Below are 12,371 nucleotides of genomic sequence, written 5' to 3' on the forward strand. Positions count from 1 at the left end.
CATCGCGAGGAGTGGAGTGGATTGAAAGGTATCATCAAGTTTTCGCTGAATAACAAATTCGCGCTATGGATCATGACGTTCCTCGTCCTGTTCGCCGGCTTGTACGCCGGCACGAACATGAAGATGGAGACGATCCCGGACATTACGATTCCGATCGTCAGCGTCACGACCGTATACCCGGGGGCCGCGCCGGAGGAAGTGATGGAGAAGGTCACGAAGCCGATCGAGCAGAGGACGCGCAATCTGGTCGGCGTCACGAGCGTATCGTCCACGTCAATGGAGAACGCTTCGTCCATCATCATCGAATACACGTACGAGACGGATATGGAGAAGGCAGCCGACGAAGTGAAGAACGTCCTGGCGGACCTGACCTTCCCGGAAGGCGTTCAGAATCCGGGCGTATCACGCATCAGCTTCAACGCGTTCCCGGTTCTGTCGCTGAGCTTGTCTAACGACCAATTGGATCTGGCTCAGCTGACGAAGCAGGCGACGGATAACATCATCCCTCGTTTGCAAGGCTTCGAAGGCGTAGCCGACGTCCAGATTTCCGGACAGAACATCGTGAAGGGCGAGCTGACCTTCAATCAGGAGGCGCTGGCGCAGACCGGACTGACGCAAGAAGCGGTTCAAGGCATCATTCAAGCCTCCGCCGTGTCGGCTCCGCTTGGCATCTTCGAGTTCGGCGCAACGGAGAAGTCCGTGCTTGTCGACGGCAACATCACGACGGAAGAGGATCTGAACAATCTAATCCTAATGCCGGGCGTGAAGCTGAGCGACGTGGCCGAGCTAACGGTCGGCGGCGAAGCCGAATCGATCTCCCGCACGAACGGCAAGGACGCGATCGGCGTCAGCATCGTCAAAGCGGCGGACGCGAATACGGTAGACGTCGTCAACGCGGTCAAAGCCGAGATCGAAGAGCTGGAGTCCGCGAACGAAGGCCTGGATATTACGGTAGCGTTCGACCAAGGCGAGCCGATCGAAGCCTCCGTGCACACGATGATGAGCAAAGCCGTCATCGGCGCGCTCTGCGCGATCGTCATCATCCTGTTGTTCCTTCGCAATATCCGTTCGACCATCATCTCCGTCGTGTCCATTCCGCTCTCCATCTTGATGGCGATGCTGGCGCTTAACCAAATGGACATTACGCTTAACATCATGACGCTCGGCGCGATTACCGTTGCGATCGGCCGCGTTATCGACGATTCCATCGTCGTCATCGAAAATATATACAGAAGGATGTCGTTATCCAGCGAGAAGCTGAAAGGCAAAGAGCTGATACTGGAAGCGACGCGCGAAATGTTCGTGCCGATTATGGCTTCGACCATCGTAACGGTTGCGGTATTCCTGCCGCTCGGCTTCGTATCCGGCATGGTCGGCGAAGTGTTCATGCCGTTCGCGCTGACCGTCGTGTTCGCGCTTGCGGCTTCCCTGATCGTCGCTATTACGGTCGTGCCGATGATGGCACACATGATGTTCCGCAATGGGCTGAAGGCGAATCAAATTAACGAAGAGAAGCCGGGCAGATTGGCGCTGTGGTACAAAGGCGTGCTCAGATGGTCGCTTGATCATAAATTCGTGACGTTCGGCGGCGCCGTGCTGCTGCTCGTCGGCAGTCTCATGCTTGCCCCCGTCGTCGGCTTCAGCTTCCTGCCGGCAGACGAACAGAAATCGATGATCATCACGTACAACCCGGCTCCGGGCGAGACGAAGGAAAACGTCGTCGAGATGGCGCTGGAAGCGGAAAAAATTCTGATGGAACGCGAAGGCGTCACGATCGTCCAATATTCGATCGGCGGCCAGAATCCGATGAATCCGGGCGCTTCCAAGCAAGCGTTGTTCAACCTGACCTACGACAAGGAATTCGAAGGCTTCACGGAAGAGAAGGAACAGATCGTGCCGCTTCTGCAAGAGCTGGGCGGACAAGGCGAGTGGAAGGAACAGAACTTCGCGGGCGCGGGCCTTGGCGGCTCCACGATCTCGATGAACGTATACGGACCGGACATGAAGACCATCCAGCCGGTCGTCGACGAGCTAGTCGCGAAGCTGAACGAAAACGAAGATTTGAAAAAAATCGATTCCAGTCTGGCGGAAACGTACGAGCAATACCGCATCGTCGCCGACCGCGAGAAGCTGAGCATGTACGGCCTGACCGCCGGCCAGGTGGCCATGGCGCTTAGCCCGGTCCGCACCGAGCCGGTGCTGACGACAATCGAGAAAGACGGCGAAGAAGTGACGGTCTACCTGAGCGTCGAAGAGCGCACGTACAACGATCTGTCCGATCTCGAGAACGTCATGCTTCCATCGCCTCTAGGCACGCCGGTTGCTCTGAAAGACGTCGTGACCATCGAGGAAGGTGAATCGCCGAATACGATCACTCGTCTGGACGACCGCATCTACGCCTCCGTCTCCGCGGACGTAACGGCAACGAACGTGGCCGCGGTATCTGCCGAGCTGCAAACGATGATCGACGACATGAAGCTTCCGGGCAACGTCGACATCGATATGGGCGGCGTTACCGAGCAGATGAACGAGACGTTCTCGCAGCTGGGCCTGGCGATTCTGGCAGCCGTAGCCGTCGTCTATCTCGTGCTTGTGCTGACGTTCGGCGGCGCGCTGACACCGCTGACGATCTTGTTCTCGCTGCCGTTCACGGTAATCGGCGCGATGCTTGGCTTGCTGATTTTCGGCGAAACGATCAGCGCGACGGCATTGATCGGCGCCTTGATGCTGATCGGCATCGTCGTGACGAACGCGATCGTCTTGATCGACCGCGTTATCCACAAGGAACAGGAAGGAATGTCCGTCCGCGAAGCGCTTCTCGAAGCGGGCGTCACGCGCCTTCGTCCGATTCTGATGACCGCGATCGCGACCGTCGGCGCTCTGCTGCCGCTTGCGTTCGGCTTCGAGTCGGGAGGCCTGATCTCCAAAGGCATGGCCGTTACCGTTATCGGCGGCTTGACGAGCTCGACGCTCCTCACGCTCATAATCGTGCCGATCGTATACGAGTTCCTGAACCGCAAGAGAGCGAAAAAGGCGCAGCTTGAAATGAACGCGGGCAACGCGTAACCCAGCAGGTCCCATGGACGATTTGTCCATGGGACTTTCTTTTTTGTTATAATGCTGGCATAGGATCGAAAGCATGAGGAGAGTGACAGCGAAATGGCATCCGAGATGAAGAAGGTAGGGTTTATCGGAACGGGCGTTATGGGCGGGAGCATGGCCGGACACTTGAAGGATGGCGGCTATGAGGTGCATATTTATACAAGAACCAAGTCGAAAGCGGAGGAGCTTATTGCCGGAGGCATGATTTGGCATAACGCCCCTGCGGGATTGGCGCGGGAATGCGATGTCATCATTACGATGGTGGGCTATCCGAGCGATGTCGAGGAAATTTACTTCGGCGGTGACGGCCTGATTGCGGCCGCGAAGCCGGGCGCTTATTTGATCGATATGACAACGTCCAGCCCGGCGCTTGCCGTGAGGATCTATGAGGCCGCTAAGGCCCGCGGCCTGCATGCGCTTGACGCGCCGGTTTCCGGCGGAGACGTTGGCGCGAGGAACGCTGCTTTGTCCATTATGGCAGGGGGAGACAAGGCGGCATTCGATGCGGTCTACCCGATCTTCGAGCGGATGGGCAAACAAATTTTGCTGCAGGGTGCGGCGGGAGCCGGGCAGCATACGAAGATGGCGAATCAAATCGCGATCGCCTCGAATATGGTCGGCGTCTGCGAAGCGCTGATCTACGCCAAAAACGCCGGGCTTGATCTGGATGGCGTGCTGCAAAGCATTAGCACGGGAGCCGCAGGAAGCTGGTCGCTTAGCAATCTGGCGCCTCGCATGATCGCGGGAAATTTCGAGCCGGGCTTTTATGTCAAGCATTTCATCAAAGATATGGGCATCGCGCTTGACTCCGCTCAGAAGATGGGAATCGAGCTCCCGGGTCTTGCGCTGGCGCGCGACCTGTATATGCGGATCGCGGACGCCGGGCTGGCGGACAAAGGCACGCATGCTCTCTATTTGGCCTGGGATTAGCTAGTCGACTGGTAAGAAGGAGGTGCCTGCCGTGAAAGTCGTGTTAGCGTTCGATTCATTCAAAGGAAGCCTGACTTCAAGCGAGGCCGGCGCTGCCGCCGCGCTCGGCGTTCGGGCGGTATTTCCTGACGCGGAGTGCAAGATTATAGTGCTTGCGGATGGCGGCGAAGGCACAGTCGAAGCGGCCGTAGGAGCGGCCGGAGGCGTCTACTTGCCGCTTCAGGTCGCAGGCCCGCTCGGAGAACCGGTGGAAGCACGCGCCGGGATCATAATCGATGAAGCGACGGGCGAGAGAACGGCCGTGCTGGAGACGGCGAACATTTGCGGTCTTACGCTCATACCGCCACCTCTGCTCAATCCGGAGCGAACAAGCTCGCGAGGACTTGGCGAGGCTATTCGAATGCTGCTCGATTCGGGCCTAAGGCGATTGGTTGTGGGACTTGGAGGAAGCGGGACGAACGACGGCGGACTCGGCATGCTGGCCGCCCTTGGGGCCGAGCTTCACGATGAACGGGGGCAGACGCTGTATGGCACGGGCGGCGACTTGCTTCGGCTCGGCGGCATGGAGCTGTCCGGGCTCGACGAACGGCTCTGGGAATGCCGGATCATCGTCGCCTCGGACGTCACGAACCCTTTATGTGGACCGAACGGCGCCTCTCTGACGTACGGGAAGCAGAAGGGCGCGAGCTTCGAGCAGCGAACCAAGCTTGACGAAGCGTTGGAGCGGTACAGCAGGATGCTCGAAGCTAAGCTGGGCGGGGGGAGCTGGCGGGACGCGGCCGGGGCAGGCGCGGCGGGAGGTCTGGGCTTTGCTTTTCTTGCGCTGGGCGGGCAGATGGTCAGCGGAGCCGAATGGCTCATGCGCCTTGCGGCTTTCCAGGAAAAATTGAGGGAAGCGGATTGGGTGCTGACAGGCGAAGGGAGAAGCGACGCAAGCACGGCTAACGGCAAGCTACCTTGGCGCGTCTTGGAGGCGGCCCGCAGGGCGGGGACGAAATGCGTACTGTTGTCCGGCAGCTTTGGCGAAGGAAGCGAAGAGCTCGAAGCCGGTTATGCGGGATGCTTCTCGATCATGAGCGGTCCCGCCGATGTCCAATTCGGGATGGAGCATGCGGCGATGCTTCTTGAACAGTCGTCAAGGCGGGTTTTTAGGCTGATATCCGGAATCGGTCAAGGATAAATCGCCCTCGATTTGGTTAAGCTAACCGTAAGTATGCCTCGGAAGCAAAGGAGGTGGTTCGCTATTATTGGCCAGGTCGTGGTGAAAGCGATATTTTTATTGCTCAGCATGTCCTATCCCGAGACGATCCAAGCGGACAGCTCCGCCGTTCAGATCGCTTCCCCCAGCTACGCGAAGTGGGGCAGGATCGCCATGGAAGAGACGGCGAAAGCGTATCGAAGCGCGTCCATCGTGGATTACAAGTACGAAGGAAGGTTCCGCGGCGGCGGGGAAGAGGACGAAGAACGGTTTCTTCTTTGGCTGAAGCAGGACGGGCGGGAATTCGGCGTTCGCGTCACGCTTACCGTGCGGACGGATACGCTTGTGTCCGTGAAGCTGAGGGAAGTGCAGCCGAATGGATACACGCGCTCCGGGCGGCGCGGACAAACCTAGAATGAACAGAGCGAAGAAACGCCATACACGGCCGTCATGCGGCGCGTCAGGCGTGCTTCGCTTTTTTTTATGGACTTATTGAACAACTTCTTAAAGGGTGGATTTGGAAAAAAGCAACTAAACGGCCTTTATTTCCGTTATTATGAAGATGGACATATTGATGGACGATTTAATAAAGAAATGAGGTTGCGCTTGTGAACGTAAGGCTGAAAAAAACGTATGCCGTCATTACGCTGGCACTAGCGGCGGTCATGCTGCTTACCGGCTTGCCGATGCAGAGGGCCGAAGCCGCGCCGGATGACGGATCGATCGAGGTTCAGAGCCAGGTTGGCTTAGGCGGCAGATACAAAGAGGAAAAGTGGTATCCCCTGCGGTTAACGCTGACAAACAACACGGAAGAGAATCTATCCGGAGAAGCGGTATTGTCCGTGGTCTCCCAAACCGGCATGACGACGGATTATTTGGTCCCCGTCGATTTGCCGGCCGGTACTCCGGTTGGAATCACGATCGGACTGCCGGGGACGAAATTGCTAGTAAGCGAAAGCAAGCTGCGGTTCTTCGAAGGCTCTTATAAAAACGGCGATACGATAGAGATGTCCGGAACGACGAACTTCACGGCCCAGTCGCTGACCGGTTACGCGATCGGCGTCGTGTCCGGCGATCCGGACACGATGAATTTCATGCCTATGCTGAATCAGAAGGGATACGAGATCACGGTTTTGCCGATTCAGCCGGACGAGCTGCCGGAGGAATCGGAGCTGCTCGACATGCTGGACACGCTAGTCATTAACGATTTCGCTACAACCGATTGGAGCGACGGCGTCGTGCAGGCGATCAAGGATTGGGTCGCGCGCGGGGGCACCCTCGTCTTATCCGGCGGAGCCGGCTATGACAAGACGGCGGAGGCGTTCGCCGAGCTCGCGCCGGTGACCGTCTCGGGAACCGCCGCGCTGGAAACGGCCGGCAGCCTGTCCCGGGCTTCGGGAGAGTCGCTCGAGCTGACGGCGCCGTTAACCGTCTCGGCCGGCAAGCTGACACCGGGAGCGGCGACCGTCATCCAAGAAGGAGAGCTGCCGCTTGCCGCTACGCGGAGCTATGGATTCGGCACGGTGTTATATACCGCGTTCGATCCTTCGCTGGAGCCCATGTCCTCTTGGCCGGGCAGCGCCCCGCTTTGGTCGAAGCTGCTTCAGCATAACTTGTCCAGTCTGCAGGGGATGGGCGGAGCTGTTCAACTGGGCAACACGTATAACGACAATATGATGTGGACGCTCACGCAGCTGGTCGACTTGTTCCCATCGATCAAGCCGCCTTCCTTCGGACTTCTGGTCGGCATGTTCGCCTTGTATGTTCTTATCGTCGCCCCTATTCTCTATATCGTACTCGCGAAGCTGGACCGCAGGGAATGGGGCTGGTGGCTGATCCCTTCGCTTGCCCTGCTCTCGGGCGTGCTCATTTTCGTCGTTGGAGCGGGCGACAAACGGAACACGAACGTCCATACGATCGAGATTGTAGAGCTCGCCGCGGACGGTCAGGCAGTCGTATCCGGCGCGGCGGCTATTTTCTCCCCGAACGGAGGGGCGCTGACGGCGGATTTCGAACGCAAGCAGCCTGCGCGGCTCTATTCGGATTCTTCCATGGGCGGGAACTCTTCGCTCGTATTTAACGGCGAGTATCAATTGCGGGACGATGGCAGCCGTATGCAGGCCATCTGGCGCAATGTGCCTTATTGGTCGACGCGCAAGCTGTGGATGGACCGCAGAGTAGCCGATCCGGCCGAGAAGGGCAGCATCGGCATCGCTTATGAACAGGAGAACGGATCCAATAAGCTGGTCGTGACGAATCATACAACGGCGGATCTGACGAACGTCTCGCTGCTGATGAACGGGTCTGTCCACCCGATCGGCGACTTGAAGCAAGGGGACAGCGGCTCGATCGTCATGCCGAAGTCCATCACCGTCCCCCAGCCGGGAGTCTATTATTCTTACGCCGATTCGATTTTCCCGTATTCCGGTTCTTCCAACTCGGACTCTTTTGGCAGAGAGCGCCAAATGACGGACAATTATTTCAATCAGAATAACGGCGCGCTGTTCACCCTGGATCCGGTTGTCGTAGGCTACAGCAAGGATCAGGAAGCTGCGTTCGAGACGGACGGCGGCAAGGCGAGGACGGATCGTCTGACGATGTGGGTGAAGCGGCTCGACCCGGTCGAGCGCAGCGGCGAGCGCGTGCTCGTGCCGGCCGGCGCCATGAAGCCGATCGTCACTTCGAGCACGCTTAGCTATATGAATCACTACGGCAATGGCGTCGTTAATCTGTCCGCAGGAGAAATGATTCTGGAATACATGACGCCGGCGAATTATAACGTGGCGTACGACAAGCTGGACATCCAGTTTAATTTAGGCTATGCGAATCCGAACATGAAATGGAGCATTTGGCGGGAAGGAACGGGCGAATGGACGCCGATCGGCGGGGCGCTCGGGGCTCCTGACGACTATTTGGTCGATGGCCAGACGATCCGGATCAAGCTGGAATCGGCCGCGGACGGCGATACCATATTCCCGTACGTGACGCTGGAAGGAGAGGAGCTGACCCCATGAATACGCAGCTGATCGAAGAAAGAGAGGCGGAAGCGCCGATGATCGAAATACGCGGTCTCGCCAAATCGTTCGGAAGCTTCCACGCGCTGAAAGGCATCGATCTGACGATTCCGAAAGGAACGGTGTTCGGCTTCGTTGGTCCGAACGGAGCGGGCAAATCGACGACGATGCTCATTCTGTCGACGCTGCTGGCTCCCAGCGCCGGCTATGCCAAGGTAGGCGGCTTCGACGTCACGAAGCATCCCCATGAGGTTAGGAAGCGGATCGGATACATGCCGGATTTCTTCGGCGTGTACGATCAATTCAAGACGCTGGAATATTTGCATTTCTATGGAGCGAGCTATGGTATTCCAAAGGCGGAGCGGGAGGCGCTTATTCCGCAGCTGCTGGAGCTGGTCAACCTGAGCGACAAGAAGGACGCGTACGTCGATTCGCTGTCCAGGGGGATGAAGCAGCGGCTGTGCTTGGCGCGATGCCTTGTGCATGATCCGGATCTGCTCATTCTGGACGAACCGGCATCGGGTCTGGATCCACGGGCGCGTATCGAGATGCGCGAAATTTTGAAGGAATTGAAGGCGATGGGCAAAACGATTATCATCTCATCCCATATTCTGCCGGAGCTCGCGGAGATGGTGGACGAAATCGGCGTCATCGAGCACGGCCAGATGGTTGCGGTCGGCAATGTGGCGGATATTCAAAGCCGGCTTCGCGTCAAGCGTTTCCTTCATATCCGTCTGCTCGACCGGCTGGAAGAGGCCGAGAACTTCCTGAGAGAGCGTCCCCACGTCAATCGCTTGCTGCGGGATGAACGAGGCCTGCAAATCCATTTCGGAGGCGATGACGCGGAGCAGGCGGAGCTGCTCGGTTCGCTCATGAGCGCCGGGTTCCGCGTCGTGTCGTTCAGCGAAGCGCAGACGAACCTGGAGGACGTATTCCTGGAAATAACCAAGGGAGGAGGTGTTGACGAATGAAGGCGGACGCTAGCAGAGGGCTCGGATGGCGGGCGAAGCTCATCAATCCGGTTTTGGACAAAGAAATCCGCCTGAGACTAAGGTCTCCGAGGGCGATGTGGACGTTGTTTTTCTACTTGCTGGCCATCGGGTTAATCGCGTTCGCGGCGATCTATCTAACGCAAATCCTATCCGGCAGCGGCGCTTCGTACAACCCGCAGCAGAGCCGGATCTTGTTCTACTTCCTCGCGATGGCGCAGCTTGGCCTCGTGGCGTTCATGGCGCCGGGCTTGACGGCTGGCGTCATTAGCGTGGAGCGGGAGAAGCAGACGCTGAATCTGCTGCTGACGACGCAGCAAAGCTCGACGACCATCATCGTCAGCAAGCTGGCTTCGTCGCTGAGCTTCATGGTGCTGATCGTCATCAGCACGATTCCGGTGTACAGCATGGTGTTCCTGTACGGAGGCGTGTCGCCGAAGCAGCTTGCGCTCGTGTTCCTGTTTTATTTGTTCATGATGGTCATGCTCGGCTCGTTCGGCATCTTCTTCTCGACGGTGCTGAAGCGAACGATGATTTCCGTTATTTCGACATACGGCGTTACCTTGTTCATTTTCGTGGGAACCGGGATTTTGTATTTCGTCGTCATGAACGTGGTCGATAATTACTTGAACAGTCAAGGCGCGGTGTCCGCGGCCAAAGCAAGCTCTTATCAATGGGTCGGACATATTATCGCGTGGAATCCGGTCGCGGCGCTGTACAGCATACTGGATCCTACCGTCTCGGATGAGCTGTTCCGGGCCGGCCGTTATAACACTTCGCCGACCAAAGGCGCGCCGATGCCGCTGTGGCTGGAGTTTATGATCATCTATACGGTGCTGTCGGCCGCGGCGATCTGGATGTCGATCCGGAAGCTGCGTCCCCGGTTGAACCGCAGGAGCTAGCGAATCGACGATTGCGGGAAGGAGAGTCAGGGATGGAGGGACATGCGCTAATACGGCTGCTGCAGGCCGTCCGTAAGAGACTTACGCTGCTGCGCCTCGCGCGTACGCTTGCATTCGGGCTGATCGCCGGCAGCTTCGCCGGGGCTCTCGTGCTTGTCGCGGCAAGGCTGTGGCCGATTGTTCACGCTTACGCGTACTTCGCCGCGATCGTTCTGCTTGGGGCTGCCGCCGGGCTGTGCTTCGGCATCTGGAAGCGCGCTTCCGTGCGGGATGCCGCGCGGGAGATGGATAAGAGCGACACGGAAGACGCGATCATGACGGCGCTGGACGGCATGGCCAAGTATGAAGGCGGCGAAGCGGAGCCCGCCATCGTCAGGCTTCAGCGGCAGGACGCGGTCGCTTCGGGGCAGCGGTACGTCGCTTCGCTGTCGGAACGGCTGCCATGGCCGGCGTGGAGGAAGCTCCAAGGCTGGGTGTATGGAACGGCAGCCTTGTGGATCATGATCGCCGTTTTGCTGTTCATCCCGAACCCCATGCAAGAGAAGGCGAACGCGCTGGCGGAAGCGCGTACGGCCGTGGAACGGCTCGACGAGCAGGCGGAGCGGCTGGAGGCGGAGCTGGGCGCGTCCGAATTGCCGGACGCCGCGAAGGAAGAGCTGCTGAAGCCGCTGGATGAGCTTCGGCGGGAGCTGTCGGATGGCGTAACCGATCCCGCCGAGGCGCTGGCCGAGCTGGCGGAAGCGATGGAGCAGCTGGAGCAGGCTGCGGCCGAGGCGATGCAGGCCGCCGAGAGGCTGGAGGCGGCGGCAGCCGAGATGGGCCGGCAGCCGAGCCTCAGCCGGCTGGGCGCCGCGCTGCAGGACCGCGACGCCGCCGCCGTGTCGGACGCGATCGACGAGCTGCGATCGCGTCTCAAGGAGCTGTCGCCAGCGGAGCGCGAAGCGCTGGCGGAAGCGCTCGAGCGGCTCGCTGCGGAGCAGCCGCTCGGGCAAGGCGCCGCCGAGGAGCTTGCGGCGGCGCTGGAGGAGGCGGCGCGGCAGGCTCGCGCCGCCGGCGATGACGGGGCGGCGGCTGGCGAAGCCGCCCCGGGAAGCGGCAGCGGCGGCGATGGCTTCGCCGCGCTGGAAGAGGCGCTCGCCCGCGAATTGTCGGCGAGCGAGCTGGAGCGGCTGGCCCGGGAGATGTCGGGCCAGCTGGGCGATGCCGGCGGCGAGCTCGCGGAGCGGCTGGCCGAGCAGGGCGCCGCCGTGCCGCCCGCATGGGCGAGCGCCGCGGCGGGCGGCTCCGCGGGGAGCGGCGGAGCGTCCGGCTCCGCCGGGAGCCCGGGCAGCCCTGGCAGCGGCGGCCAATCGGGCGCCGATGGCGAGGGAGCGGACGGCTCCGGTCAGGGGCAAGGGACCGGTACGGGTCAAGGCCAAGGTCAAGGAAGCGGCTCCGGAAGCGGATCGGGTAGCGGGAGCGGCTCAGGTTCGGGAAGCGGCAGCGGCAGTGGGAGCGGCTCAGGCTCAGGTTCCGGATCGGGCTCTGGTTCTGGCGGCTCCGGGACTGGGCAAGGTGGCGGCACGGGGGCCGGGACCGGAACGGGCGGCCGCACGTTAGTGACGACTCCCCGATCGTTAGAAGGCGAAGGCAATGTTCAGGAGGATGGCGGTCCGTCCACGGGCGGCCAAATCCAATCCGGCGGCCAATCGCCGATGATCGACGGTACGACGCGTCCGTACGAGGAAGTATACAGCGAGTACGCCGCGGAGGCCAAAGAGTCGCTGGGACGCTCGCAGCTTCCGACCAGCATGCAGGACAAGGTCAAGCAATATTTTGACGAAATCCAGCCGAACCGCTGACGGGAATGCTTTCTGACTAACTATACTTACAGCGCGGCGATGCTGACGTCACATGGCAAAGGCCGAAGCCAGCGACCGGGCCGTTTAAGGGAACTCGGTTGCGGCTTACGGAACGGAGAGGCGTTATTCCACCGAAAATGAGGCTTTTCGGCGAACTAACGGAATTGTGCGCTCTTATTAACTTTGAATTTGTCTGAAACACCGTTGAAATAGGCAAATAACTGCGCTCAGTTCCGTTACCCCCGAAAAAAAATGCCGTTTACCCGAAATAGTTATAATGAACGAAACCGACATCCACTTTGCTTCTACGTAGGTTAATTTGGAAATAATGGAGCTTGAGAAACAACCATTAAATACCAAATCAGAGCTACAAAACAAAGGAGTCGGTTTCTACT

At 59.3% G+C, this 12,371-nt stretch carries 8 protein-coding genes; all 8 read left to right on the plus strand.

What is annotated here, in order from left to right; translation table 11 throughout:
* Nucleotides 1-21: 21 nt before the first annotated feature.
* The 8 genes from NQZ67_RS14565 (at nt 22) to NQZ67_RS14600 (ending at nt 11,976) form a co-directional block, all read left to right on the plus strand.
* Complete coding sequence (locus NQZ67_RS14565; RefSeq protein WP_257446943.1) at nt 22-3,066, plus strand: efflux RND transporter permease subunit; 3,045 nt, start codon at nt 22-24, stop codon at nt 3,064-3,066.
* Between the two features lie 93 nt (nt 3,067-3,159).
* On the plus strand, nt 3,160-4,032 hold the full coding sequence (locus NQZ67_RS14570) for an NAD(P)-dependent oxidoreductase (protein ID WP_257446946.1): 873 nt from the start codon (nt 3,160-3,162) through the stop codon (nt 4,030-4,032).
* A 31-nt stretch (nt 4,033-4,063) separates the two neighbouring features.
* On the plus strand, nt 4,064-5,212 hold the full coding sequence (locus NQZ67_RS14575; RefSeq protein ID WP_257446949.1) for a glycerate kinase: 1,149 nt from the start codon (nt 4,064-4,066) through the stop codon (nt 5,210-5,212).
* 81 nt (nt 5,213-5,293) lie between these two features.
* Entirely contained in the window at nt 5,294-5,644 is a 351-nt protein-coding gene (locus tag NQZ67_RS14580) for a DUF3889 domain-containing protein (protein WP_257446952.1), read from the plus strand.
* A 194-nt stretch (nt 5,645-5,838) separates the two neighbouring features.
* Nucleotides 5,839-8,244 carry a DUF8725 domain-containing protein gene (locus tag NQZ67_RS14585; RefSeq protein WP_257446955.1) on the plus strand — a complete coding sequence of 802 codons (2,406 nt, stop codon included), beginning with the start codon at nt 5,839-5,841 and terminating at the stop codon, nt 8,242-8,244.
* A 38-nt stretch (nt 8,245-8,282) separates the two neighbouring features.
* A complete protein-coding gene (locus NQZ67_RS14590) occupies nt 8,283-9,215 on the plus strand; it encodes an ABC transporter ATP-binding protein (protein ID WP_257447007.1) in 933 nt (310 codons plus the stop codon).
* Complete coding sequence (locus tag NQZ67_RS14595; RefSeq protein ID WP_257446958.1) at nt 9,212-10,135, plus strand: ABC transporter permease; 924 nt, start codon at nt 9,212-9,214, stop codon at nt 10,133-10,135. The genes NQZ67_RS14590 and NQZ67_RS14595 overlap by 4 nt, the downstream gene beginning before the upstream one ends.
* Nucleotides 10,136-10,167: 32 nt before the next feature.
* Nucleotides 10,168-11,976: a DUF8809 domain-containing protein gene (locus NQZ67_RS14600; protein ID WP_257446962.1), complete on the plus strand. Its 1,809-nt coding sequence runs from the start codon at nt 10,168-10,170 to the stop codon at nt 11,974-11,976.
* The last annotated feature ends 395 nt before the right edge of the window (nt 11,977-12,371 follow it).

This window comes from Paenibacillus soyae, from assembly GCF_024623455.1.
Taxonomy (GTDB): Bacteria; Bacillota; Bacilli; order Paenibacillales; family Paenibacillaceae; genus Pristimantibacillus; species Pristimantibacillus soyae.

Excerpts from the sequence above, each read along its gene's own strand:
- NQZ67_RS14570 (WP_257446946.1), top strand. The coding sequence starts at position 3,160 with ATGGCATCCGAGATGAAGAAGGTAGGGTTTATCGGAACGGGCGTTATG.
- NQZ67_RS14590 (WP_257447007.1), top strand. The coding sequence starts at position 8,283 with ATGATCGAAATACGCGGTCTCGCCAAATCGTTCGGAAGCTTCCACGCG.
- NQZ67_RS14595 (WP_257446958.1), top strand. The coding sequence starts at position 9,212 with ATGAAGGCGGACGCTAGCAGAGGGCTCGGATGGCGGGCGAAGCTCATC.
- NQZ67_RS14600 (WP_257446962.1), top strand. The coding sequence starts at position 10,168 with ATGGAGGGACATGCGCTAATACGGCTGCTGCAGGCCGTCCGTAAGAGA.